Origin of the sequence: Muribaculum gordoncarteri (genome assembly GCF_004803695.1) — a bacterium.
In the GTDB taxonomy this organism is placed as follows: Bacteria; Bacteroidota; Bacteroidia; order Bacteroidales; family Muribaculaceae; genus Muribaculum; species Muribaculum gordoncarteri.
Map to the genome: position 1 here is coordinate 70,437 of NZ_CP039394.1, position 24,800 is coordinate 95,236.

The 24,800-nt window shown below is 50.0% G+C and carries 26 protein-coding genes and 2 pseudogenes; 13 read left to right on the plus strand and 15 right to left on the minus strand.

The features are described 5' to 3' along the window. Nucleotides 1-4: 4 nt before the first annotated feature. Genes E7746_RS14795 through E7746_RS14810 form a run of 4 tightly spaced genes read right to left on the minus strand, consistent with a single transcriptional unit; the run spans nt 5 to nt 1,149 of the window. Nucleotides 5-280 (minus strand): helix-turn-helix domain-containing protein, encoded by a 276-nt coding sequence (locus E7746_RS14795; protein ID WP_135472917.1) that lies wholly within the window; start codon nt 278-280, stop codon nt 5-7. Continuing rightward, nucleotides 277-522, minus strand: coding sequence for a hypothetical protein (locus E7746_RS14800; RefSeq protein WP_135472918.1), 246 nt, complete (start codon nt 520-522; stop codon nt 277-279). Before E7746_RS14800 ends, E7746_RS14795 begins: the two co-directional genes overlap by 4 nt. 5 nt (nt 523-527) lie before the next feature. Beyond that, nucleotides 528-746 carry a helix-turn-helix domain-containing protein gene (locus E7746_RS14805; protein ID WP_135472919.1) on the minus strand — a complete coding sequence of 73 codons (219 nt, stop codon included), beginning with the start codon at nt 744-746 and terminating at the stop codon, nt 528-530. A 19-nt stretch (nt 747-765) separates the two neighbouring features. Beyond that, nucleotides 766-1,149 carry a hypothetical protein gene (locus tag E7746_RS14810; RefSeq protein ID WP_135472920.1) on the minus strand — a complete coding sequence of 128 codons (384 nt, stop codon included), beginning with the start codon at nt 1,147-1,149 and terminating at the stop codon, nt 766-768. A gap of 180 nt (nt 1,150-1,329) precedes the next feature. Between E7746_RS14810 and E7746_RS14815 the strand changes: the two genes are divergently transcribed. Genes E7746_RS14815 through E7746_RS14835 form a run of 5 tightly spaced genes read left to right on the plus strand, consistent with a single transcriptional unit; the run spans nt 1,330 to nt 3,379 of the window. Beyond that, entirely contained in the window at nt 1,330-1,878 is a 549-nt protein-coding gene (locus E7746_RS14815) for a hypothetical protein (protein ID WP_135472921.1), read from the plus strand. Further along, nucleotides 1,875-2,387 carry a hypothetical protein gene (locus tag E7746_RS14820; RefSeq protein ID WP_135472922.1) on the plus strand — a complete coding sequence of 171 codons (513 nt, stop codon included), beginning with the start codon at nt 1,875-1,877 and terminating at the stop codon, nt 2,385-2,387. Before E7746_RS14815 ends, E7746_RS14820 begins: the two co-directional genes overlap by 4 nt. Beyond that, the gene (locus tag E7746_RS14825) at nt 2,374-2,586 is read left to right on the plus strand and encodes a hypothetical protein (RefSeq protein ID WP_136411380.1); all 213 of its coding nucleotides are present in this window, start codon (nt 2,374-2,376) and stop codon (nt 2,584-2,586) included. The genes E7746_RS14820 and E7746_RS14825 overlap by 14 nt, the downstream gene beginning before the upstream one ends. After that, entirely contained in the window at nt 2,583-3,113 is a 531-nt protein-coding gene (locus E7746_RS14830) for a hypothetical protein (protein WP_135472923.1), read from the plus strand. Before E7746_RS14825 ends, E7746_RS14830 begins: the two co-directional genes overlap by 4 nt. Further along, nucleotides 3,110-3,379: a hypothetical protein gene (locus E7746_RS14835; RefSeq protein ID WP_135472924.1), complete on the plus strand. Its 270-nt coding sequence runs from the start codon at nt 3,110-3,112 to the stop codon at nt 3,377-3,379. The genes E7746_RS14830 and E7746_RS14835 overlap by 4 nt, the downstream gene beginning before the upstream one ends. Before the next feature lie 158 nt (nt 3,380-3,537). Here the strand turns inward: E7746_RS14835 and E7746_RS14840 are convergent, their stop codons facing one another. The 3 genes from E7746_RS14840 to E7746_RS14850 form a co-directional block, all read right to left on the minus strand. After that, complete coding sequence (locus E7746_RS14840) at nt 3,538-4,701, minus strand: site-specific integrase (protein WP_135472925.1); 1,164 nt, start codon at nt 4,699-4,701, stop codon at nt 3,538-3,540. A 214-nt stretch (nt 4,702-4,915) separates the two neighbouring features. Then, nucleotides 4,916-6,298 carry a tRNA uridine-5-carboxymethylaminomethyl(34) synthesis GTPase MnmE gene (gene mnmE / locus E7746_RS14845; protein WP_136410602.1) on the minus strand — a complete coding sequence of 461 codons (1,383 nt, stop codon included), beginning with the start codon at nt 6,296-6,298 and terminating at the stop codon, nt 4,916-4,918. Next, a complete protein-coding gene (locus tag E7746_RS14850; protein ID WP_168184349.1) occupies nt 6,295-7,188 on the minus strand; it encodes a DNA/RNA non-specific endonuclease in 894 nt (297 codons plus the stop codon). The genes mnmE and E7746_RS14850 overlap by 4 nt, the downstream gene beginning before the upstream one ends. A 142-nt stretch (nt 7,189-7,330) precedes the next feature. Between E7746_RS14850 and E7746_RS14855 the strand changes: the two genes are divergently transcribed. Continuing rightward, on the plus strand, nt 7,331-7,612 hold the full coding sequence (locus tag E7746_RS14855; protein WP_136410600.1) for a nitroreductase family protein: 282 nt from the start codon (nt 7,331-7,333) through the stop codon (nt 7,610-7,612). A gap of 162 nt (nt 7,613-7,774) precedes the next feature. On the opposite strand, the gene E7746_RS14860 is transcribed toward E7746_RS14855, so the two are convergent. Next, on the minus strand, nt 7,775-9,163 hold the full coding sequence (locus tag E7746_RS14860) for a DDE transposase (protein ID WP_136409462.1): 1,389 nt from the start codon (nt 9,161-9,163) through the stop codon (nt 7,775-7,777). Between the two features lie 143 nt (nt 9,164-9,306). Between E7746_RS14860 and E7746_RS14865 the strand changes: the two genes are divergently transcribed. Continuing rightward, nucleotides 9,307-9,663 (plus strand): nitroreductase family protein, encoded by a 357-nt coding sequence (locus E7746_RS14865; RefSeq protein ID WP_262709704.1) that lies wholly within the window; start codon nt 9,307-9,309, stop codon nt 9,661-9,663. Nucleotides 9,664-9,750: 87 nt separating this feature from the next. Here the strand turns inward: E7746_RS14865 and E7746_RS14870 are convergent, their stop codons facing one another. The 5 genes from E7746_RS14870 to E7746_RS14890 all read right to left on the minus strand — a co-directional run bounded on the left by E7746_RS14870 (nt 9,751) and on the right by E7746_RS14890 (nt 16,765). After that, the gene (locus E7746_RS14870) at nt 9,751-11,115 is read right to left on the minus strand and encodes an efflux transporter outer membrane subunit (protein WP_136410598.1); all 1,365 of its coding nucleotides are present in this window, start codon (nt 11,113-11,115) and stop codon (nt 9,751-9,753) included. A 10-nt stretch (nt 11,116-11,125) separates the two neighbouring features. After that, nucleotides 11,126-14,260, minus strand: a complete 3,135-nt coding sequence (locus E7746_RS14875) for an efflux RND transporter permease subunit (RefSeq protein WP_136410597.1) — start codon at nt 14,258-14,260, stop codon at nt 11,126-11,128. A gap of 9 nt (nt 14,261-14,269) precedes the next feature. After that, the gene (locus E7746_RS14880; protein WP_238337162.1) at nt 14,270-15,415 is read right to left on the minus strand and encodes an efflux RND transporter periplasmic adaptor subunit; all 1,146 of its coding nucleotides are present in this window, start codon (nt 15,413-15,415) and stop codon (nt 14,270-14,272) included. A 151-nt stretch (nt 15,416-15,566) separates the two neighbouring features. Continuing rightward, a complete protein-coding gene (locus tag E7746_RS14885; RefSeq protein ID WP_136410595.1) occupies nt 15,567-16,328 on the minus strand; it encodes a pilus assembly protein N-terminal domain-containing protein in 762 nt (253 codons plus the stop codon). 227 nt (nt 16,329-16,555) lie between these two features. Further along, on the minus strand, nt 16,556-16,765 hold the full coding sequence (locus tag E7746_RS14890) for a winged helix-turn-helix domain-containing protein (RefSeq protein ID WP_123396526.1): 210 nt from the start codon (nt 16,763-16,765) through the stop codon (nt 16,556-16,558). A 218-nt stretch (nt 16,766-16,983) separates the two neighbouring features. Between E7746_RS14890 and E7746_RS14895 the strand changes: the two genes are divergently transcribed. The 6 genes from E7746_RS14895 (at nt 16,984) to E7746_RS15395 (ending at nt 23,785) form a co-directional block, all read left to right on the plus strand. Next, nucleotides 16,984-17,397: a secondary thiamine-phosphate synthase enzyme YjbQ gene (locus tag E7746_RS14895; RefSeq protein WP_136410594.1), complete on the plus strand. Its 414-nt coding sequence runs from the start codon at nt 16,984-16,986 to the stop codon at nt 17,395-17,397. Between the two features lie 16 nt (nt 17,398-17,413). After that, nucleotides 17,414-18,349, plus strand: coding sequence for a ribosome small subunit-dependent GTPase A (rsgA, locus tag E7746_RS14900; RefSeq protein ID WP_136410593.1), 936 nt, complete (start codon nt 17,414-17,416; stop codon nt 18,347-18,349). A 311-nt stretch (nt 18,350-18,660) separates the two neighbouring features. Then, the gene (locus E7746_RS14905; RefSeq protein ID WP_136410592.1) at nt 18,661-19,581 is read left to right on the plus strand and encodes a ribonuclease Z; all 921 of its coding nucleotides are present in this window, start codon (nt 18,661-18,663) and stop codon (nt 19,579-19,581) included. Beyond that, nucleotides 19,578-20,027, plus strand: coding sequence for a nucleoside deaminase (locus E7746_RS14910; RefSeq protein ID WP_136410591.1), 450 nt, complete (start codon nt 19,578-19,580; stop codon nt 20,025-20,027). Before E7746_RS14905 ends, E7746_RS14910 begins: the two co-directional genes overlap by 4 nt. A gap of 55 nt (nt 20,028-20,082) precedes the next feature. Continuing rightward, nucleotides 20,083-23,718, plus strand: coding sequence for a methionine synthase (metH, locus tag E7746_RS14915; protein ID WP_394347702.1), 3,636 nt, complete (start codon nt 20,083-20,085; stop codon nt 23,716-23,718). Beyond that, a complete protein-coding gene (locus E7746_RS15395; RefSeq protein ID WP_394347703.1) occupies nt 23,663-23,785 on the plus strand; it encodes a hypothetical protein in 123 nt (40 codons plus the stop codon). Before metH ends, E7746_RS15395 begins: the two co-directional genes overlap by 56 nt. 15 nt (nt 23,786-23,800) lie before the next feature. Here the strand turns inward: E7746_RS15395 and E7746_RS14920 are convergent. Both E7746_RS14920 and E7746_RS15400 read right to left on the minus strand, forming a co-directional pair. Further along, nucleotides 23,801-24,165, minus strand: a pseudogene (locus E7746_RS14920) (hypothetical protein). A gap of 112 nt (nt 24,166-24,277) precedes the next feature. Further along, nucleotides 24,278-24,796 (minus strand): annotated as a pseudogene (locus E7746_RS15400) (N-acetylmuramidase family protein). Nucleotides 24,797-24,800 lie beyond the last annotated feature (4 nt).

A 24,800-nucleotide genomic window follows, 5' to 3' on the forward strand; every position in this document is an offset into this window, starting at 1 on the left:
ATTATTAGAATTTGTTGATTGCTATGTGGGTGGCTGCTTTGCAGTTGATTTCATCATTAGTCGGGATGCGGTCTGACAACTGCCAATCCTCGATTTCTGACTTCTTGAAGAATGTGCGGTTGCCCTGCTTGTAATGAGGAATTTTTCGCGCACTTACGAGATGACGCACCCGGTCGGCTGATACTGAAAGAATCATTGCAACCTCATCGACATTCAGCACGTTTTTGAACTGAATAAGCATGATGCGTTCAAGTCGTTCAAGTCGTTGTTCTATGCTCATCGCTTGACCTCCTTTCTTTTGTTGCGCTCGGCTCGGAGTTCTTCAACGCTTGCCTTAAACAAGAGTTTCCAGCCGACATAAGCCATTATCGAGAAGAGCCACACAAAGATGAATCCCGGACGGCTATCATCGCTATTTATAGTTTCTATTAAGCACCTTATTGCATACGATACACCGAAAAGTATCATAATCACAGACGCTATGACTTGCGCCCACAGATAAGCCATTAGGATTCTTCGCATAGTTGTTAATTATTAGGGAATAATGTTTCGGGGTCAACGCCAAATTCCTTGGCGATATGCTTTCTTGTCAGAGCGTCCGGCACTTGCTGACCGGTCGCCCACTGACGGACTGTGTTAGGAGATTTCTCCGTCACGGTTGCAACTCTCTCGATGAAAGACTGCACCGGCGTAGGTTTGTCCTTTTCTCTCTGATAGAGGTCTTTGAATGTGATTTGCTTTACCATATCTTGATTTGTATTGTATTCAGAGAAATTCAGTTACAAGTTCGTAGTCGTATGCGTCAAACTCGATTCCGAGCTTGATTTTCTCTCGGAGGTATGTTTTATGACCGAGCAACTTGATTGCTTGATTGCGGAGCGTTGCGCTATCTATATCGGCAGCTTCCTTAATGAGAAGTCGTGCGGTTTCGAGTCTTTCGGCTCGGAGGTCGTCGAGCTTCTCTTTGAGATTCGTTGACTGCTGATAATATCTGTAAAGCAATACGCTATCAGAGTGATGCTTGAAGTCTTTGCAGAATGCGTCTTTGTCGATGCCTTCTCCGGCTTCGAGATACATTGCTTCTATCTCTTTGTATCGGTCTTCGGGGATGGTGTACCCGGTACGTTCTTCAAATTCTTTCTTCGTCATATTGCGTTGTTTTTTGAGGGTTGCTATTGCTTAATAAGTATTAAGTTTTTATCTTTGCACAATTTTTATTTTGATTGTGGCAATCACTTTCGTGATTGTGATGCAAAGTTAAAGAATAATTCTTGAATAGGCAAATAATTCAAGAAAAATTTTTGAACTAAATAATCGTAAATACGCTATATGGCAGATTATCAACGCATTGAGCAATTACTAAAACACCTCAACATGAGCGCGAGGGCATTAGCTCTTGCGCTTGGTCTTAAAAATCCGCAAATTTTCTACGACATAAAAGCCGAGAAGTGCGGAATCTCAAAAGAACTTGCAACTAAAATTCAAGAGCGATACTTGAATGTGAGCGCGGCGTGGTTACTTACCGGCGAGGGGCAGATGCTGAAAGAATCGACAACGAATGTCGGCGAGATTTCCGGCAGTGGAAACACAGTCGGAATGACCGTCAGCCAAACAATCAAAAGAAATAGCGGGCAAAATGCCGGACGTGACATACACAATCCTCCGTGTCCGTATGGCGATAAGCACTTCATGGCGGAGCTTGAAGCTCAACGCAAACTTGCAGAACGGCAGCTTGAAGTATATTCAGCTTCGTTGAGCCAAAGAGATGAGCAAATTCGCACGGCCCAATCACAAATAGACACATTAATCAAGCAAAATCAAGAGCAATTCAACCGCTTCATGGCTTTGCTCGAAATGATGCAAAATAAGACTGTATGAGAGTTAACGTAGAAGATTTCTTTGCTAAATATGGAAGCAAAGAATATCGCAATGGTCTGTATATCCCCGAAGATATTTGGGCGATGAGAAACGAATGCTTTTTCTCTGGAGCTGTTGAGATGGAGGTGCCGGATAATATAGTAGACACTATCGAATCCAACAAGCTGAATCAAGAAAGGCGCGATGCCGAGTACAACAACATATCAACGCATCGTGTCGCAGGTATGGAGCATGAGGGAAACGGAGATATTGATGAGGCTATTATCGAATATGCCGAATCAATCCGACTCGGAGAAAACGCGGAAAACGATATGTTTCACGCATTCGGATATTCTTATACCCGAATCATCGTGTTACTCGATAAGGTTAAGCGATACACGGAAGAAATAGACTACATAGAGGCGTTGCTTAATCATAGCATGAATGAGCCGGAACGTGACAAATACGTTGCTCGGCTCGAAAAGACAAAGGTCAAACTTGAAAAACAATCAAAGAATGGAAGAGTCTAACCGATTACCTTACTTCTTGATAGACTTGATGAAGTCTTATATCGTTGGTGACTTTCCGCTCGATGACAAAGCGGACGTATTACTCTTTGAAATTGGTCGCCAACTCGTGAACTGTAACTCCCGTAACGAGCCGACAGATGACCTTGAATATCTCTACGATACGGCGAAGTGGCTTCAATCTAAAATTATGGAGGAATGAGAAATATCGGTATTTGCGCAATGCTTTTTCTTTGCGCTTGCTCAAACAATCTCGAAAAGTCGGAGGTCGTGAACTATGTCGATGGTCTTGTGGGAATGTACCCGAACTATCGAAGCAACGAAATTGCAGAATCTGCAATTTTAGACTCCATCGCTAATCATCAACGACCGATAGGACAGCTCGCATCAGATTTGAGCGGAGTCAAATTTAAGTTTATTCGGCTCATTGAGAATCAGAATGACGGACGCTATTCTGCATTATTCGTATCTGACGGTTGTATGTCAGATATTGACAACCCAAATGGCAATCCAAAACATCTTATGACAAACATCCATATACGTGTTCTTGGTAAGGTGGATTCTGAAATGGCTGCGAAGTTAGACGGAAACGCTCGATATAGCATAAGTGGCATTCTTCATGCGTGGGATGCAAAGGACGTGTTTTCTGTTACTGATAGAATCGGTGCCTCGTTTGATTTCGGCACTTATATCCTCGAAGAAATGACAATTAAAAAAGTTGAGAAATGAGCCGCCGCCGAGTTTACAGCAATGACACACTTGCGATAATGGATAGGTTCTTTGTCGCTCTTGACGCTTGTATGCAAAATGACCTATTCAAAACGCTCAAAGAGTATTTTGAAAAAGCTGGAATCGAGCCTCCCCACTTCTACACCCAACGTAAGGATAGAAATAGGGGGTTCTTTGAAGTCGGCTGGCTCGTTCCGTTGATAAAAGACTGTGGCGTGTCGGCTCGTTGGCTTATGACCGGCGTAGGCTCGATGTTCGCCGAGTAGCTGTCATTGCGTTAACCGCACCGACATGACAAAACCATTTCGTTGTTGATGCCGAAATGGTTTTGTCGCTCTTAGACATTGAGTGCTAATGACATATAAGTTTAATTCCCCCGAATCCGGGGAAATTAAGTTCGAGTTGTCAAATTATACTTGACAACTCAATCCGCTTTGTCTTTGTTGAATATATCCGGGATTCTCGATACGGCGGCTTGTTTGTTCTTGTCAAGGACTTTCGCATATATCTGCGTAGTCGATAGCTCCCGGTGTCCGAGTAGCTTGCTGACTGTGTAGATGTCGGTGCCGATGTCAAGCATGAGGACTGCGAATGTGTGGCGGCCGCAATGAAACGTGATGTCTTTGTTGATGCCGGCTCGTAGTACCCACATCTTTATCGCGTAGTTGGTGCAACTCGGCGAATGAATGTCGCCAAAGACGTATTCGCCCGGTTTTCCATGCTCTCCGAGTAGGTCGGCAGCTTGAGGCGTGATGTCGAGATATTCTTGACCGCCGGTTTTCTTTTGCCGGAAAATGATGCGTGTAAAGTCGCCTTGCTTCTGCACTTCGCTCCATGTGAGCTTTACAATGTCACTACGGCGTAAACCGGTAAGACACGAAAAGAGAAAGGCGCGTTTGATTTCCGGGTAGTCGCATTGCGTATCAACGAGCTTTCGGATTTCTTCAAGCGTCAGATACATTCGTGTCCCTTCCTCGCCGCTGAAGCCGTCAATGCCGCGCATTGGATTGTGTTGTATTATTCTGTCCTCGTAGGCTTGGTTAAGACACGCCCGGAGCTTGTTGAAATAGCTCTGCTTCGAGTTCTGCGACAATGGACGGCGTTCCGCTCTCTCTCGTTTGTCATTTCCGAACGCTTCAGCTTTCTTGTCAAGGAATGTTCTGAATCCCTCAACCCAACGTGGCGTAATCTCTGCAAATGTGATGCGCTTGTTACGCTCGTACTTTTCGAGATGCTTCAGGCACGAGAGCCAGTTGCCCCAATTTCCACGACTCTCTTTTCCGAGTCGTTTTTCTGTTATTGCGCGGTAGTAGTCGAAGAATAGAGTATCTTCGGCAAACTGTGATTTGAATCCGTAGTCGCCATTCTGCATCTCGACAAGCCGTTTGCCGAGAATCGACTGTGCAAGCTGCATAGTCTGTTTATTCTTCTCTTTGTCTGCGCGTGTCTTCTCCGGGATGAGATAGAGTTTCAAAAACTCATAGTCACGCTTACCGTCCTTATGGTAAATGTCGAGGTAGAGGCTTATGTTGCCGTTGAGCAATTTGCGCTTCCGCAGCCTAATGGGAGATTTGTTTGTATCAGTCATTTTGCGTTGTCGTTATTTGTTACTTTTGTGACTCCGATTCTTGGAGTAACAAAATAACAACACAAAGGTAACATATTCCTACCATACGCACACCATAACAAAGCCACTATTTTCATTTTTCTTAAAACGCACTACACCTTATATATTTTATGGTGTCTATATGTTGCGCGTATGTTGTCGGCGTGTCATTTTTATTTGCATTGAATTTCACACACTACTTTCCGATGCAGAAGCGGGAGAAGATGGTGGCGAGGATGTCGGGGGTGGTGATGGTGCCGGTGATTTCGCCGAGGTAGTGGAGGGTTTCGCGTATGTCTTGGGCGATGAAGTCGCCTGACAGGCCGGCTTTTAGTCCGTCGATTGCGCGGGCTATGGCATTGGCGGCGTGAGTCAGAGCCTCATAGTGGCGGGCATTTGTCACCATGATGTCGTTGTGCGACAGGTCGCCTGTGCCCGATGCATTCACCAGGGCTTGTTCGAGAGCCGATATGCCTTCGCCGTTTCGTGCCGACAGCTTTATTACCGTGGTCCCTTCGGGCAGAAGCGAAGTTATGTCTATGTTGCCGGCGTCAATCTTGTTTACCACCGCTATGAGGTGTTGTTCGGGCGATAGATGTGATTCTATTTCAGCCCATGATTTCGCTGCGTTCTCTTGTCCGGCGGTCGCATCGACCATCCACAATATTATCGATGCATTCTTCAGCTTGTTGATGGTGCGTTCGATGCCCAATGCCTCTATTGTGTCAGTGGTCGAACGAAGACCTGCCGTATCGATTAGGCGAAACAGCACGCCGCCTATCTCCATCGTGTCTTCGATTACATCACGGGTCGTTCCGTGTATGTCGCTCACGATTGCCCGATCGTCGTGCAGCAATCGGTTGAGCAGCGTTGATTTGCCAACATTTGTGGCACCCACAATCGACACCGGAATACCCTCCTTCAGTGCCGAGCCGGTAGCAAATGTTGCGGCAAGGCGCGTTACCACACTGTGAATTTCGTCGGCGAGGTCGAGCAGCTTCCGACGCGATGCAAACTCTACATCCTCCTCCGAGAAGTCAAGCTCAAGTTCAAGAAGTGAAGCCAGTTCCAGCAATTGCTCACGCAGTGAATTCAATCGGCCCGAGAAGTCGCCGCGCATCTGTCGCATCGCCACCCGATGGGCCGCACGCGACGACGATGCAATGACATCAGCCACGGCTTCAGCCTCGGCAAGGTCGAGCCGGCCTGAAGCGAATGCACGGCGTGTGAATTCGCCGGCATCGGCTATGCGGCATCCCGTGCGTACAAGCAGATTTATCGTTTCGCGCTGTATCCATTTTGAACCGTGGACCGACAGCTCGACAACATCCTCACCCGTAAATGAGTTGGGGCCGCGAAACACCGTGGCCACGGCTTGATCGAGAATCTCGCTATTGTCGTCGACTATTGTGCCAAGGTGGGCGGTGTGACTTGCCGATTCCGACAGCCGGCGGCCTTTCCACAGTCGGTCAACTACGGCTATGGCATCGCGGCCGCTTATGCGTATTACGGCTATGCCACCAACCCCGTGAGGAGTTGATATGGCGCATATCGTGTCGTTATTGTCGTGAATTGTCATTTTTCGGTGGGTTTTAGTGTACTCCAATAGTGGAAACGGCATTGCGACTCCACAAGCCGCTCGATGTCGTCGGGCAGGGTGCTGAAGAAGTCATGACCGGTGAGCGATTCCACGCTGTCGATGCTCACGGCGGCTTCCTGCAGTCCGCCCTTGTTCTTGCCGTTGTTGAGGATAAACGCTATGCCTCGCGGAGGGTTGGCATAGGGCGACGCTATTATCTTGAAAAAACGCTTTGGCACAGCCACCCGGTTGTCGCCTATCGATTCGGTAATGCTGTCGGTCAATACGGGGCCGGCTATGATTACAATTGCGCTGTCGCATTGCGCCCATGTGCGGCACTTCTCCTCAAGTCGCTTCCATGTGCCCGAATTAAACGATTTCACCTGCGGACAGATGTTGGTCATGTAAAATGACTCCTTCATGGCATTTCGACTCCACTTCATGTCGCTTGCCGGGGCCATGTGTCCGCGGTCATATCCCGAATAGGAGTAGTCCCAAGGATCGGCGCATCCCGCTACCGATTCGTCAGCCTGAAAGTTCTGAGCACGAGGTTCCTTGCCCCGGGTTTCATCGGCGGTCAGCTCCCATGCCACCCAGTTGGGTACATGCTTTGCCGGATTATAGGAAATCGTCATGCCCTCGTAGCTAACAATCTGTTCGGGTGTACCCTTGGCCGTCACTACCCGTTCAAGGTCGGGGATGTGCCCGTGCGACAGGAATCCTCCGTTTAGTGTCTTGCATCCCGAGAAACTTTTCGACACCAATGCGATGAGCACCAGTACAAGGGTGCACAGTGAAGCGAAATATGACTTTGTCGTTCTGCTAAGACCGTTTTTTCCCGATTTTTTCTTTCGTCGTGTATTGTTGTTGCTTTTTCTGCGTGTTGCCATTTCTTTGTCTGAGAATATTGATGCAAATTTACTCATAAATCATGATTCTCGGTATTAAATTGGGTATTAAAGATAAATTCGTTAAATTTATGGCCTGTGAACAAATTAGCAATCATCATCATTATAAATAACAAGATAAATTATGAAATTAACTAAATTGGCTATTGCCATCTTAACAATTGCAACAATGTTGACCACTACAAGTTGTAACAATTCGACATCAAGCGAGAAAGCTCCCGTTGTTGAATCCAATCAGGCTCTTGACGCCATATATACCCGCACGAGTGTGCGCCAGTACGATGCTTCGCGTGCGATTGCAAAGGACACTGTCGACATGATTCTGCGTGCGGCAATGTCGGCTCCCACCGCTGTCAATCGTCAGCCGTGGGCGTTTGTAGTTAGGGATATTCAGTTAATGGCTTGATTTATCAAGCTGAAAATGGAGCGTGGTCGCCCTATGGCGGTGCTGTTTTGATTATGAGGGCAAATTTTCAATTCTCGGCGATAAAATATGACATTTCGGACAAATAGGGATACACTGATTCGCCTCCGATGTGCTTCGGAGATGAGATGACAGTATGATTTTTCACGCTCGCTGTTTTTGTAACTGCTTCTCTTTTTCTTCGATGGCGAGTTGTCGGGCGGCAAGTGTTGCGGCGTTTGCCATGTGGATGCCGAAAAAGAGCAGCAGGGTTTCGCTGCGGGAGTTGCGTGCCGCTATCCGGCCAACGCTGTAGTGTTGTTTCTGATTACCGAAACTGCCCTCCATGGCGGTAGAGCGCAGTGTCCCGATTATTCGTCGGGCTGTGCTTATGTCAGCATCTTCATCCTTGGGCTTCGGGCCTTTGCGGACAAAACAGGTCGTCATGCCGTTTTCGGTGCAATACCGCCGGTTGTCGTTGTTGGCATAGATGGTGTCTGCCCCTACCCTGGTCACTTTGATACCGGTCAGTTCCTGTTGATATTCAATACACTCCTGTAATCTCACGCCCTCGTTGAAGGCTTCGAAGGAATGGTGTTCGATGAATGAAATTCCGTCAATCTGGATGTTGTTGACCTTGACTCCGAACTCCACTCGCTTGTTCTCCTTGCCTCTGACAATAGGACGGATGTACGGACGGTCTATGCTGACGATACGGTGTTTCACCTCCTTTTTCTGAGCAAGTGCGCTCTGCTGGCGATACACCTCTTTTAATGCACTGAGACGCTTGCTTTGCTCTGCGGTGAGCGTGATGTCAACGGTGTGTATCTTGCAGATTCTGTTCCATTGACCTATCTGTTTGGAAAGCAGGCCGAGCAATCGACGGCGGAGTTTGGCGGTTGCCGCCCTGGTGTGCTTGCGATGCTTGGCATAGGTGAGTCTGTCGCGGTCAATATCACGATACTTGTTGCGTGGCAACCGTTCCTTCAACGCCTTGCAGGTCTTTTTTATAAGTGATTGAATCCACTCGCAGCATTCCCACAACAGCTTTACATCTGTCGGGAATCGCAGATGGCTCTCGTAACAGGTGGCGTCGGTCAGGCACAGGTTCTTGTCTTTTAACAAACCGCCCCACTTGTCATACAGCAATTTCTGTAGTTCTTTGATATCAAGAGCTCCGGCTATACGCTGACGGATAGCACTGACTATCTTGCCGTTCTTTATGGGGTTGGCCGGATCTATGAGCACCCCGCAGAACATCTGTATGTGTATACTGCCGTTGAGCATCTCGATCAGGCCGTCATCCGACTGTCCGGTATATGGCTTGAGAAACATCAGCGCCACCTCTCCCTCCGGCGGGAACATCGGAGTGTTGCCCTGAGGATGCGTTTTGGGAAAATGCGAACGGATTTTCTCTGCCAGTTCTTTCAATGGCAATTGCGCATGGATGCGCCCGAGCTCGCTTACGGCAAAACTCTCGCGATATTTTTGCATGAAATCGAACTCGGTAAACGGCAACGTGGCCGTAATCTCGGATATTTTTCGTAACTTCACGTACAATTATTTTAAGAATTACCCCCGAATAAGCCCGTGATGGGTCCATCGGGGGTTCATTGTAAAGTTACAAAATATCTACGACTTTGGCAAACAATTAGTTGGCAATTAACTGAGTATCCCTAGTTATTGATAAGCGTGAAATTCTCGACAGCCTTGCCGAAGGTCTTCCTTACGCCAAGATGCTCAAGCACGCACCGCTTGCCATCATTCCTTGCGGCGACCTGGACAAGGCACTCGAAGGTGACGGACAGGCATTCTGGATTCAGGATGTTTCGGCTGCTACCGAAAACATGCTCATCGCAGCCAATGCCCTTGGTGTAGGTGCCGTTTGGACCGCTGTTTATCCCGATGAAAGCCGCATCGATGCGGTGCGTAAAGTTCTTGGAATGCCGGCTTCTATAATGCCTCTTGCGGTAGTGCCGATGGGATACCCCGCCGGTGAACACCATCCCAAGGACAAGTGGAAACCCGAAAACATCCACTACAACGGTTGGTAATTCACTTCCTTAACGAAGTTAATAAAAAAATGACGAGTGGGATTGAATCCTTAATGGAACAATCCCACTCGTTGTTTCTATGTGTTGTTACCATCCTCCGCCGAGAGCCTTATATAGCTGTACGAGCGCAAGTTGCTTGCTGCACACGGCATTGCTAAGACCTATTTGGGCGTCAAAGTAGCTACGTTGGGCATCGAGCACATCGATGTAGCCGATCACTCCGTTGATGTATTGCAGCTGAGCTATGTCCATTGTGGTTTTGGCCGAGCGTTCAAGCTGCACCATCGACTCATGAATCTCCTTGACCTTGTTGAAGTCGACGATTGCGTTACGAGCCTCCTTAAATGCGGTGAGCACCGACTTCTCGTAGCTGTAGCACTCTTGCTCGTATGCGGCAATCTGAGCTTTGTAGGCGCTGCGTCGGCGTCCCATGTCAAGTATCGGACCAAGCAGATTGGAGCTGAGGTAGTACATGGGCGATTTGAACAGATTGCTGAAATCATCGCTCTCGACTCCGCCGGTGGCCGTTAGCGAAAGCCGGGGAAACATATTGGTGTATGCCACTCCCACTGCGGCGTTGGCGGCTATAAGCTTCTGCTCGGCGGCGCGTATGTCGGGACGGCGTTCAAGCAGCGTCGACGGCAGGCCTATCGGAAGCGATTCGGGGAGAAGTATCGTGCTCGGTTCACGCACTCGGTCGATGTGACGGGGATACTCTCCGGCAAGAAAGGCTATCTCATTCTCTTTAAGGGTGATGTCGCGCTCAAGCACGGGAATATGGGTGGCGGTTTTGGCATACTCCACCTGCGCCTGTTGATAGGGCGTTTCCGAAGTCAATCCGCCCTCAAAGCGCAGTTTTGCAAGCCTCACGCCCTCCTTTCGTGCATTGAGTGTGCGGCGCACGATTGCAAGCTCGTTGTCAAGAGCCACGAGCTCGAAGTAGGATTGCGCTACCTGTGCAATGATGCTCACCGTCAGGGCCCGGCGGTTTTCCACGCTTTCAAGGTATTGCGCTATGCCTTTGTCGCGCGTCCATCGCAGATTGCCCCACAGGTCGGCCTCCCATGTTATTGTGGCCTTTATGCCCGCTTCGGGATCGTTCTTGTAGTGGTCGCCGCCATAATTCAGCGCCTCTTTTTGTGCGTAGATGTTGCCGTTGAGCTGTGGCAGCATGTTGGCGTTGTCGATGCGCTTCATGGCCGCCATCTGGGCGATGCGTGCGGCGGCTATCTTGAGGTCCTTGTTGTTTTCAAGAGTCTTGTTTATCAAGGCTTGCAGGGTGGTGTCGGTGTATATCTGCCACCACTGCATGTCGGCGATCGACGCCTCCTCGACCTGCATCGTGTCGATGCTCTGCGGCAGGTAGAGGTCGGGTTGTGAGAACTTATGTCCGAGCTTGCATGAGCTCATAAGTGTCACGACGATTATCGAAAGTAGCAATTTGGATTTCATATACAGTGAATCATTTTTTGAACGAAGGTAATTTTATGCCTCGGCGTATCACCTTGAACTTGGCGACTGAGCGATATACGATTACGAAGAAGAAGGGCACAAGCAGGATGCCGAATACGACGGCAGATATCATTCCGAAGAACACGCCCGTGCCTATGGCCTGTCGGCTGGCCGATCCGGGACCCGAGGCGATGACCATCGGCAACATTCCGAGAATGAACGCCAGCGAAGTCATGAGGATGGGGCGGAATCGCAGCTTTGAGGCGAAGAGTGCCGCTTCGTAGGCATCGTCGCCCTTGTCGGTCTGCTCTTTGGCAAACTCTACGATAAGGATTGCGTTCTTGGCGGCCATACCCATTAGCATTACAAGACCTATCTGGAAATATATGTCGTTTTCAAGGCCGCACATCCACTCTCCGAGATAGGCGCCCAATGCAGCTACGGGCAGTGACAGCAACACGGCTACCGGCACCGTCCAGCTCTCGTAAAGGGCTGCAAGGAAAAGGAATACGAAAAGAAATACAAGCGACAGCACAAGTCCGGTCTTGCCTCCGGCCTGTTTCTCCTGATAGGATAGTCCGCTCCATTCAACGCCTATGTTCTCGGGAAGGTGTTCGCGGGCAATCTCTTCGAGAATCTCCATGGCCTGTCCCGAGCTGTGTCCTTTCGACGCTTCACCCCTGATTACGGCACTGTTAAACATGTTGAATCGCTTTATGCTGCCGGGACCTGTGGTGTAGGATGTGTTGCCTAGCGAGGTGAGCGGAACCATGGAGTCGCCGCTGCCTCTTACATAGAACATGTTTATGTTTTCGCGATGCTCGCGGTAGGGGGCTTCGGCCTGGATGTAGACGCGGTATATGCGGTTAAACATATTGAAGTCGTTGACATAGACCGAGCCTGTATAGGCTTTCATCGTTGCGAATACATCGGCGAGCGGAACGCCTGCAAACTTCACCTTGTCGCGGTCGACATCGAAGTAGAGTTGCGGAATGTCGGCTTGAAGCGACGATGACAGACCCGTAATCTCCTTATGCTGTGACGCATAGTAGAGTAGGGTGTCGGTGGCGTTGACAAGGTCGTCAAAGGTGGCGTCGCTTCTCGCTTCAAGCTGCATCTCAAATCCGCCCGAGGTTCCGAGTCCGGGAATTACCGGCGGACGCGACAGATAGGCTTTACATTCGGGATATTCGGCGAGGTCATGTTTCACCACCTCCATTATGTCGTCGATTGTTTCATCGTCACGTTCTTCCCAAGGCTTCAGTATCACGGTCAGTTCGCTGCGTGCCTGGCTTGTGCCCACTTGTGAGCTGCTTCCGGCCACACTTTGCACGTACTCTACTGCCGGATTGGCCATCAGGTAGCTCACTGCACGCTCGGTTACCTGGCGTGTCCTTTCGAGTGTCGCACCTTCGGGAAGTTCAAGCTCTACCTTGAAGTAACCCTGGTCCTCAATGGGGAGGAAGCTCGTAGGCATGAGCCGGTTTATGAGAAAAATCAACGCAATCATTACACCGAATGCCGCCATAACGCGCTTCTTGTTGCGCAGTGTCTGGCATATTATCTGGATGTAACGGTTGTTTCCGGTGCTTATCCATTGGTTGATTTTGCGGAATACGATGTTCTTCTTCTCGTTGGGCGTACTGGGCTTAAGTATTAGCGAGCACATAACGGGGCTTAGCGTCAATGCCACCACGGCTGAAAGGAGCACCGACACCACGATGGTTACGGTGAACTGACGATAGAGCTGTCCCGTGATTCCGCCGAGGAAGCTTACCGGGACAAATACGGCAGCCAGAACCAGAGAGGTAGCGATGATGGGGCTTGTGAGGCTCTTCATCGCCTTCTGTGTGGCTTCGTAGGGCGGCAGATGCTCCTCGTCCATTATGCGTTCGACATTCTCGACCACCACTATGGCGTCGTCCACCACTATACCTATGGCGAGTACAAGACCGAGCAGGGTAAGGATGTTGAGCGAGAAGCCGAATATGAGCATGAAGCCGAATGTTCCGATCAGCGATATGGGCACGGCTATAAGGGGAATAAGCGTGGCTCGCCAGCTTTGCAGCGACAGGAACACGACAAATATAACCAGTGCGAGAGCCTCGAAGAGCGTCTTGTACACTTCATGGATTGACTCGGAAATGTAGGTGGTCATGTCGAAGGGTATTCTGTAGCTCAATCCGTCAGGGAAGTTCTTGCTTATGTCGACCATGGCGGCTTTTACCTTGTCAGCAACCTCCATGGCATTGGCTCCGGGAAGCATGTACACGGCAAGCACAGCGGCGTTTTCGCCGTTTATTCCGCTCTCGGTATTGTAGGACTGCGCTTCAAGCGATATGCGGGCCACATCGCGGAGGCGTATGATCGAACCGTCGGGATTGGCTCTCACCACGATCTCTTCAAACTGGCTCACCGACGAAAGTCGTCCCTGCGTGGTGATGGGGATTGTCACATCAAGTCCTGTAACGGGCTGCTGTCCAAGCACTCCGGCGGCCGACTCGCGGTTCTGGTCCTTAAGCGCCTTTTGCAGGTCGGCAACTGTGATGCCGAGGTTGGCGAGCTTGTCGGGCTGTACCCATATCTGCATTGCATAGTATCGGCTGCCGATGTTGGAAACTCGTCCCACACCGGGAATGCGTCGCAGCAGGTCGACTACGTTGAGTGTCGCGAAGTTACTCAGGTATATCTCATCAAATTTAGGGTCGGTCGAGGTGAGGCACAGCGTAAGCAGCTGGCTTGCGGCCTGTTTCTCGACCGATATGCCGTTTTGCACGACTTCGGTCGGGAGTCGCGATTCGGCGAGCTTTATGCGGTTCTGTATCTCTACGGCGGCAAGGTCGGGATTGGCTGAGATGTCAAATGTCACTGTTGCCGAGAAGCCTCCCGAGTTGGAGCTTGACGACTCCATGTAGAGCATTCCCGGCGTACCGTTGAGTTCCTGTTCGATAGGTGTGGCCACGGCCTGTGACACCGTCAGTGCGCTTGCCCCGGGATATGACGCGCTTATCTTAACCACGGGAGGCGTGATTTGCGGATATTGGTCGATGGGAAGCATTGTCAATCCTATCACTCCTATTATTACAATCAGGATTGACAGAACCATCGAAAAGACAGGTCGGTCAATAAAGAAGCTTACTTTCATAGGCTTTTGTTATTCGGTGGCTGTGGGAAGTGAATCGTTGTTTTTTGTTGCGGCCTGATGTTCGGCGGGAACGGTGCCTACACGCACCTTCATGCCCGGCGACAGCTTGTGATGGCCCTCTGTCACGATGTTTTCGTTGGGAACAACACCGCGTTCTACCACTACATTGTTTTCAAATTCGGGGCCTACCTCGATGAAGCGTTTCTCCACTGTCGAGTCGCGACGCATCACATACACGTAGGCTCCGCCCTTTTCAATCGTCACCGCCTTGCGGGGCACAACGGTGGCGTGCTCGCGTACATCGAGCAGCAGCTTTACTTTGGTGAACTGTCCCGGCAGGATTGCGCGTTCGGGATTGGGCATCTCGGCTCTCACCGAGAATGTTCCGGTGTTGGGATCGACCTGCGGTTCTGCGAAATCCACAAGCCCTTTGTGCAGATACACGGTGTTGTCGGCAAGCGTTATTGTTACGTAGGGCTGCCATGAGCGTGACGCATCCTGTTGGCCAAGGTCAACGTTGCGCTCCTTGCTCTTAAGGTAGTCGAGTGCGGTCATGCTGAAGTCGATAAGCACGGTGTCGCTCTTTACTATGGTTGCGAGAAGCGATTTTCCGCCGGGGCCTACAAGTGTACCTAAGTCGGCGTTACGTTCGCTGATGTGTCCCGACAGTGGCGAGCGCACTGTCGTGTAGCCAAGTTCAAGTTCGGCCTGGGCGAGGTCGGCCTTGCTCATCGACACCGATGCCTTGGCCGTTTCGTAGGCGGCTATTGCATTGTCGAGGTCGAGCTGGCTTGCTGCATTCTGCTCATAGAGCGGTCTTATTCGGTCGAGGTCGCGCTTGGCTTTCTGCTCTTGCGACTCATCCTTTTTCAACTGTGCCCGTGCTTTGTCAACCTTGGCCTTGTACTGGTCCTGGTTGATAATGAACAGCACCTGGTTCTTGTTTACGTATGTGCCTTCCTCAAAGAGCATTCGTTCAAGATAACCTTCGACACGCGCTCTTACTTCTACGAATTGTTGTGCACGCACACGACCCACATATTCTCCGTATATTTCAACATCGTCTTCCTGCGATGGCTCGACAGCCACGACAGGAAGTGTCGTTTCTGTTTTTTTGCAACTCTCAAATGTAAGTGAAAACAAAACGAGCAGCATGATTAAATTGCGCCCGGATGTTATAGGCTTGGTAAATAGCACCATAAAAGACAAGATAAATAGTCCAAAAAATAAAATCCCTCGTAGTTGTCAGGTTCTACAGGCAAAGACTGTGAACCGCCTTGCCTGTAGAATCAGTTTAGGTTGTGGTTTATATGCCGAATACACTCGGAGGCAACACGTAAACGGGTGAGAATGCTGCCCTGATGTATTTTGAAGATGCTGTAACATCCGACATCATAAGGTACTGGCCGTCGCTTGATGCGTTGTCATTCTTGAAGTCCTTCAGTGTTTCAGGATCGAGATAACGCTGCAGAATGCTCAACAGTCCGAGCGGAGTTGAGTCAAGCGAGAATTTTACGCTCATTGACTGGCCCTTGTCCAGGAAGTTCATTGTGATGTAGGGACGGCCGCTTTCTACCGAGAAGCTGTAGGTGCCTTTGGCGTGTATCTTGTCAAGTGAAGAGTTGCGCTCTACTACATAGAAATTATAGTTTGAGCCTTCCTTGGCAAGGAATATGCCGTTTCCTGCGTTGAAGATTGAAATACCGCTCTGGTTGTCCGTTACGACGAATGCAAGATTCATCGGCACTACATTCACTTTTAGTGTCTTGTTGACGGGTGGAGTGACTCCGTTGTCGCTTACGGCGATGGAGGTGCGTCCTACAGCCTTGCCGGTTACCACAAGACCTTTAAGCTGGCTTATGGATGCTTCAAGAAGGTAGGGATTGGCTACCTTTACCGACAGATCGTTGGTTCCGCCCGTAAACGGAATACCCTCGTTTACCCCCACTCTTACCGAGTACTCATCTCCGTAAAATGTGAGAGGAGAATCGTCATCGCTGTTGCATCCTGTAAAAAGCACACAACATGCGAGCAAGGCAAAGTTTAAAATCGATTTAGCAATGTTCATAATGTTGTTATTATTGTAATAAAATTTGAGATGTGAAAAAAAACGGACAAAGTTAATCAAAATCGCTTGCAAAATTGGACTATGTGCCAAATTTAAAGTGATTTAACATAAGTGATGACATTGCAAATTACAATATAATCGATCTGGGAGAGGTGGTGTAAAAGAAGGCGATTTGCCCTTACGGTCAATCGCCTTCCTGATAAGGGTTTATAATGGATATAAATTCATTATTGAGCAAGTGAAACAATAAGGTCTTTCTCGTCTTCGCCCTCGGCGATGAGGATTTTACCTTCACGTGCGAGCCATCCTAAGGCTGCATAAAGCTCTTTGTCTTTCAGCTTGGTTATCTTCTTAATCTGCTTCAAGCCAAGAGCATCAGCTTCATTAAGTGCATTCCATACGGAACCGGCATTTGTGCCAATAGTGTCAATGTTCATTGTTGGGTTATTTTAATGTTAGACATAATGATATTTCTCAATAATAGCTACAAAATTACATATATTTTGCAATTTATAACTCAACTTATTAACAAATTTCACTCATAAAAGTTTTCGATAGTGTAAATATTGCAAATTTGAATATACATGAGTCGAACTATCAATCGCTATGACGCGTTTTTGGTAGCAGTTGGAAATTTTGTTACCTTTGCGACATTATGATTGAACAAACAGAATTTGCTCTTGCTCCGCGGCGTCGCGGAATCCATCTCGTGACGGGCGATATATTGCGTCAGCTCCCGGTCCTGCCCAGGAAAGGATTGTTGAATCTGCTCGTAAAGCACACTTCGGCGGCGCTTGCCCTGAATGAGAACGCCGACCCCGATGTGCGTCACGACTTGAACGAGATTTTCAACAGGCTCGTGCCCGAGAATGCTCCTTATTATCTTCACACTCTTGAAGGCGATGACGACATGCCGGCTCATGCCAAGTCGGTGATGGTGGGAGCGTCACTTACGATTCCCATTACCGACGGGCGGTTGAATCTCGGTACATGGCAGGGCATATACCTGTGTGAGTTTCGCGATTACGGAGGTTCCCGCAAAATTGTCGCTACGGTAATAGGTGAATAGACTTTAATATTTTTATATGGACGGCTTGGTTATAAAGAATACCGGAAGTTGGTATGTGGTTCACGCCGATAACGGCGAGGATGTCAATTGTAAGATAAAGGGGAATTTCCGTCTGAAGGGAATTCGCACTACCAATCCTGTAGCTGTGGGCGACCGTGTGACAATATCGGTCAATCCCGACGGTAACGCTTTCATAACTGCCATACAACCGCGTAAAAACTATATAATAAGGCGTGCAAGCAACCTCTCCAAGGAGTCGCACATAATAGCGGCCAATCTTGATTGTGCCTTTCTTGTCGTTACATTGGCTCATCCGGTTACTTCTACAACATTTATCGACCGTTTCCTTGCTACGGCCGAGGCCTATAGGGTGCCTGCCGTGTTGCTTATAAATAAGGTGGACTTGCTCACCGATGACGAAGATAAGGAGTATTGCGAGGCCGTGGCATCGTTATATCGCACGATAGGATATGATGTATTGGAAATTTCGGCTCTTACCGGTGAAGGCATGACTGAATTGAGAGAGCGTTTGAAGGATAAGATATCGCTGTTTTCGGGAAATTCGGGAGTGGGGAAATCTACGATAATAAATGCGTTGTTGCCCGACCTTGACTTGAGGACAGGTTCTATTTCCGACATGCACGATACGGGTATGCACACCACCACGTTTTCCGAGATGTTTCCGCTCCCTGAAGGGGGATGGATTATCGATACTCCGGGCATAAAGGGATTCGGTACCATTGACTTTGACAAGCATGAGATTGCCCACTTTTTCCCCGAGATATTCAAGATTTCGGCCGATTGCAAGTACGGCAACTGTACTCACACCCACGAGCCGGGATGTGCGGTGCTGAAAGCGCTTGATGATCACTACATTTCGCAGTCGCGTTATGCGTCCTATCTGAGCATTCTCGACGATACCAACCCCGACAAGTATCGCAAGCCGTTCTGATGTCGGAGCTACCCTATAAAAAGATCGATGCGATCATCTCACGACGACCGCACCGCTTGTAAACCTTAAAAATCTAATCCTATGAAAAAACTGATTCAAAAATAATTTATAATTCATTTATATCCAAACCAAAGGTTAACTTTTTATCGTAAATTAACCTTAATAATGTTAATATGGGCCAGAATACGGCAAAATGAGCCATCTAAGCTGTTGCTTTTTTACATTTGTATATAAAAATTCATTATTAAGGGCTGTAATGAAATGTCAAGGCTCAGGCTCTATTTTTCAATAAAAGCATTAACTTTGCGGATATGGCAAAATTTCAAATAAATTATTTAGGATGCGGTTCCGCGACACCCACCTTGCGACATCTGCCGAGTTGTCAGGTGCTGGACTTTCGCGACAATCTGTTTATGATCGATTGTGGCGAGGGGGCTCAGTTGTCGATGCGTCGTCAACGCCTTAAATTCTCGCGGCTGTCCCACATCTTCATCTCGCATCTGCACGGCGACCATTGCCTCGGATTACCCGGCCTTGTGTCGACACTGGCGCTTACCGGGCGTGAGGGAGGCGACATAACGATACATACATTCAAGGAGGGTGTCGAGATTTTCAAGACCATGCTTGACTTTTTCTGTCGTGAAACTCCATTCACGATTCACTATAATGTCATCAATCCGCGAGGCAATGAGGTGATTTTTGAGAATGACTCGCTTGTCGTGAGGTCATTCCCGCTATATCACCGCGTGCCATGCTCGGGATTTGTGTTTGCCGAGAAGCCAAAGCCGCGTCATCTGCGAGGCGACATGGTGCGGTTCTATAATGTGCCGATACGCCAATATCAGGCCATAAAGGGCGGTGCCGACTTCGTTACTGATGACGGCCGTGTGATACCCAATGAGTGGCTCACATTGCCGGCCGATGCTGCGGTAAGTTACGCCTACTGTTCCGACACTGTCTACGATGAGCGCGTAGCGGCTGCGGTGGAAGGTGTCGACACTATCTACCACGAGGCGACATATACCGACGAATATGCCGACAAGGCTCGCACAAGAGGTCACTCTACTGCTGCCGAGGCTGCGCGAATAGCTCGGCTTGCAGGCGCCAACCGCCTTGTGCTCGGACACTTTTCCAAGCGTTACATTGACGAGGCGAAGCATCTTGAAGAGGCCAAAGAGATATTTCCAAACACTATAATTGCTTATGAGGGCATGTCCCTCGATTTATTATGATTGAAAATGATGAGGATCGCCATTTCATGAAAGTGGCTATTGACGAGGCTCGCAGGGCTTACGAGGAGGATGAGGTGCCCATTGGCGCCGTTGTGGTGAGCAAGGGTCGCATAATAGGACGAGGTCACAATCTCACCGAAAAGTTGAACGATGTCACGGCCCATGCCGAGATGCAGGCCATCACGGCTGCCGCCAATTATCTGGGCGGGAAATATCTTGACGACTGCACGCTCTATGTCACGGTCGAACCTTGCATTATGTGTGCCGGAGCGATAGGCTGGAGTCAGCTGAAGCGTATTGTCTACGGTGCCCCCGACACAAAGCGAGGGTTCACCACATTCACGTCACGCACTCCGTTTCACCCTAAGTCGGTGGTCGTTTCGGGAGTCATGGAGGAGGAGTGTGCCGAGATTATGCGCTCGTTTTTCTCGCGTAAGCGCAAATGAATTTTTGCCGTGAATGTTTTTATGCGTAATTTTACGCCTATAAAGTCTTGTTACAATGTTAGGAATAGAGTCTTTGTCTTATAAGGAGAGCTCCGTTAAGTTGATGGAGGCCGCGGGCCGTGAAGTGTTGGTGCTGGATGGTGCCATGGGTACGATGATTCAGCGTTACGGCTTGTCGGAAAATGATTTCAGGGGTGAACGTTACGCCGCTTCCGATGCCCTGTTGAAGGGCTGCAATGACGCGCTTGTGCTGACGCGCCCCGATGTGATTAAGGATATTCACTGCAAATACCTTGAGGCGGGGGCTATGATTATAGAAACCGACTCGTTCAATGCCAATGCCGTGTCGCTTGGCGATTACGGTCTTCAGCATGATGTGACGGCGCTTAATCATGCCGCGGCGAAAATTGCGCGTGAGGCTGCCGATGAATACATGACGCAGCATCCCGGTGCGATGCGTTGGGTGGCCGGAAGCGTAGGCCCAACGAGCAAGTCGCTTACGATGGGGCAGGGTATCGACGACCCCTCGGCCGGCGTTGTCGACTGGGATCTGTTGACCGAAACATATATTGAGCAGATGAAGGCGCTGATTGAAGGAGGTGTCGACGCTCTGCTCATCGAAACTATATATGACGGCCTTAATGCCAAGGCTGCGATATGGGCGGCTCGAAGGGCCATGGAGATTGTAGGAGTGAGAGTGCCTTTGATGCTGTCGGTGACACTTACCGAGTCGGGCCGAACCCTGTCGGGACAGACTCTGGAGGCAATCGTTGCTTCCATGTCATTTGGCGAGCCGATGTCGATTGGACTTAATTGCGGTTTTGGTGCCGATGCCATGATGAAGTATGTCGAGGCTTTGCTGCCCTATCCTTACGCTGTAAGCGTCTATCCCAATGCCGGACTGCCTAATGAGATGGGAGAGTATGACGAAACTCCATCAATGATGGTCGACAAAATGCGTGTCATGCTCCAACGCCGTTGGGTGAATATCGTTGGCGGATGTTGCGGCACCACGCCGCAGCACATTAAGGCGCTCGCCGAGCTGTGCAAGCAATATGCTCCGCGCATCGTCCCCGAGGTTGAACCCGAGATGACACTTGCAGGTCTTGAGCCGTTATGTGTCACCCCTCGGCTTAACTTCGTTAACGTGGGCGAGCGTTGTAACGTTGCCGGCAGCCGCAAGTTCCTGCGATTGATAAAGGAGGGCAACATTGACGAGGCAATCGACATTGCCCGTAACCAGGTCGATGCGGGAGCCCAGATAATCGATATAAACATGGACGATGCCATGCTCGATGCCCGGGCATGTATGACATTGTTCCTTTCACGCATAGGGGTTGAGCCCGATGTGGCACGTGTGCCGGTGATGATTGACTCTTCCGACTGGAACGTAGTCATCGGCGGACTGAAGTGTGTGCAGGGGCGGCCCATTGTAAACTCCATCAGCCTTAAGGAGGGTGAGGATAGCTTTATTAAGAAGGCGCGTGACATAAAGGAGATGGGCGCGGCTGTGGTCGTCATGGCCTTTGACGAGAAAGGTCAGGCCGATACCTTTGAGCGACGCATCGAAGTGTGCGACCGTGCCTACCGACTGCTCACCGGGAAGGTGGGCTTCAAGGGATGTGACATCGTCTTTGACCCCAATGTCCTCGCCGTTGCTACCGGCATCGAGGAGCATGCCGATTACGCTCTCGATTTCATAAGGGCCGTGGAGTGGATAAAGACCAATCTGCCGGGAGCCAAAGTGAGCGGAGGCGTGAGCAACTTGTCATTCTCATTCCGTGGCAACAACAGCGTGCGTGAGGCCATGCACGCACTTTTCCTGTACCACGCCATAGCCAAGGGTATGGACATGGCCATCGTGAACGCGGCAGCCATCATGCCTGTCGACGACATTCCCGATGAGCTTCGTGAGGCTATCGACGATGTGCTGTTGAATCGCAGACACGATGCGACCGAAAGCCTCGTGACTATTGCCGAAAAGATAAAGTCGGGCAACGTGACGGTTGCTGCCGATTCTTCAAGCGAGGAGCAGTCGCTCACGCCCGACAAGCGTGTGGAGCGCATGCTCGTAAAAGGCGTTGTCGACGGAATGGAGCGTAACCTGTCCGATGCAATGACGATGCTCGGCTCGGCCGTGAAGGTGATTGAAGGCCCTCTTATGGCGGGAATGAACAGCGTTGGTGAGATGTTTGGCGCAGGAAAGATGTTCCTGCCGCAAGTGGTCAAGAGCGCCCGTACAATGAAGCAGGCCGTGGCATGGCTCACCCCTTTCATCGAGCGTGAGCGTCGCGGCAAGGAGAGCTCCAAGGCCGGCAAGATGGTGATTGCGACAGTGAAAGGCGATGTTCATGACATAGGCAAGAACATCGTTGGCGTCATCATGAACTGCAACGGCTACGATATCATCGACATGGGCGTTATGGTGCCCGCCGAGGATATTGTTGACAAAGCGATAGCGGAAAATGCCGACTTCATCGGTCTCAGCGGATTGATCACTCCGTCACTTGAGGAGATGTGCAATGTTGCGTGCCTCATGGAGAGCAAGGGAATGAAGATACCGTTGCTTATCGGCGGTGCCACAACATCGGAGCTGCACACTGCCGTGAAGATTGCTCCGTGCTACAGCGGCCCTGTGCTATACACACGTGACGCTGCAATGATGCCGGCTGCCGTCCGTCGACTCGGTGATGAAGCGGAAGTGGCCCGGTTGCGTGACTCTCAGGCTGAGTTGCGTCGAGCACATTCGGGTGGTGCAGGGCTGTTGCCTTTAAGCGTGGCCCGTTCAAGGCGTCCCCGGTTGTCCTATCCTTGCTATTCCGTAGCTCACCCCGGTGTTCATGAGCTGAACATCGACATTGCCGAGGCGCGTGAGTTTATAAATTGGAGAGCTTTCCTCTCGGCTTGGAAGATCGATGCTTCATTGGCATCGGTCATGGATATAAAAGGTTGCGACCATTGTCGCGCACAGTGGCTGGCGTCGGTTCCTACCGATAAGGTCAACAAGGCGGCTGAAGCCATGCAGTTGCTTAAGGAGGCTGGTCGCGTGCTCGACAGGCTTCAGCGTGACATCGTGGGCGGCATCAAGGCGAAGGTGGCATTTGTCGAGGCCGCATCCGATGGTGATGACGACATCCTGTTCAATCATAATGGAGAAACGTTGCGCATAGCTACATTGCGTCAGCAACGACCCTCGGAGCGTGACGGTCACTGCATTGCGTTGTCCGATTACATTGCGCCTGTAGAGAGTGACGGCAAGTTGCGCGACAGCATGGGAATGTTTGCCGTTACGGTGGGGCGTGACATTGAACGCATAATCGAAGGTTACAGGAACGAAGGCGACGACTACCGCGCCATACTCTATCAGACCGTTGCCGACCGACTTGTCGAAGCGGCTACCGAGGTCATGCACCGAAAGGTAAGGGTGGAGTTGTGGGGATACGCTCCCGACGAGTCGCTCAGCGAGCGTCACGTGCTTCAACAGTACTACAAAGGCATACGCCCGGCAATCGGCTATCCGTCACTGCCCGATCAATCGTTGATTTTCCTCACCGACCGCGTGCTCCCGATATTCCGATATGGGCATAACATTGACCGAGAGCGGCGCCATGTCGCCTGCCGCCTCTACAACCGGATTGATTATATCGCATCCCGACAGCCGTTACTTCGTCGTGGGCGATGTCGACAATGAGCAGCGTCGCCTCTATGCCGAGCGTAGGGCGATGTCACTCGATGAACTTAAACGTTTCTTGCCTTAGAATGTAACGCGGTCGTCAGCGTGCAAGACGCTCCGACTCGAGAATGGGCAGATTGGATTCGGTGGGAACGTATATTACAGTCTTGTCGTTGAGGTCGTTCTGCTGCCTTACCCAGAGATATTGGATATAGGTAGGGGTGAGGCTGCCGTTTTCTATTCTTATGGCTTCGGCGGCTCCCTTGGCACGCTCTATTTCGGCTTGTGCGTTGAGCTTCTCGGCTTCAAGGTTGGCCTTGGCCTCTTCTATCTTGATTTTGCGGTTCTGCTCGGCTTTGCAAACTCGGCACGACCCGACATCTCTTGTTGCCATACATTATAATATGGTATGGCTATGAATGCACCCGCTATTACCGCGATTCCCACAATAATGCAGAATGCCATCGAAAGGTATAGTTTGGCTTTGTTCATTGCAATAAATGAAATTAGAGGTTTAACAACATCGCAAATATACACAAAATATCGAATTGGCGACGATATTGTCGCACACCGGATATTACTTTTTTGATTGTTTTTTATACTTGCTGTAGGCTTTTGCAAGGCGGGTGTGATAGCCGCGCTTGGCGTAGGAGGGGCCGTTGTAACGTAACGCAAATCCGGCCCAGTTTTTGGCTTTAAGGTATTTGACGAGATTGTTTGACTTCAGGAATTGACAAACAGTTCAAGCTGCTCTTTCTCCGATGTCGACATTCGGCGGGCGAAGTCCACGGGCGATTCTGTGCCGCATTTCTTCCAGTTGAATCCTCCTATCTGGAACATGCCCCAGAATGTTCCCTCGATTGCCGCGATGGAATCGATTGAAAGCGCCGACTTCAGGCGCTCGTATGCGCGGCCTGGTAGGAGCCGTACTTTTTGGCGTTGGACGGGCGAAGACAACGGCGTTGCTTCTTGAGTATTTGCCGAGCTTTATTCCGTGACGCGCAGCCCACTTCTTGAACATTGTAAGGTCGAAGTTGATTATCGGCTGATTCGGCTTGTAAAATCCCTGATGTGTCTGTCCGGCTTCGATTTCGATTACC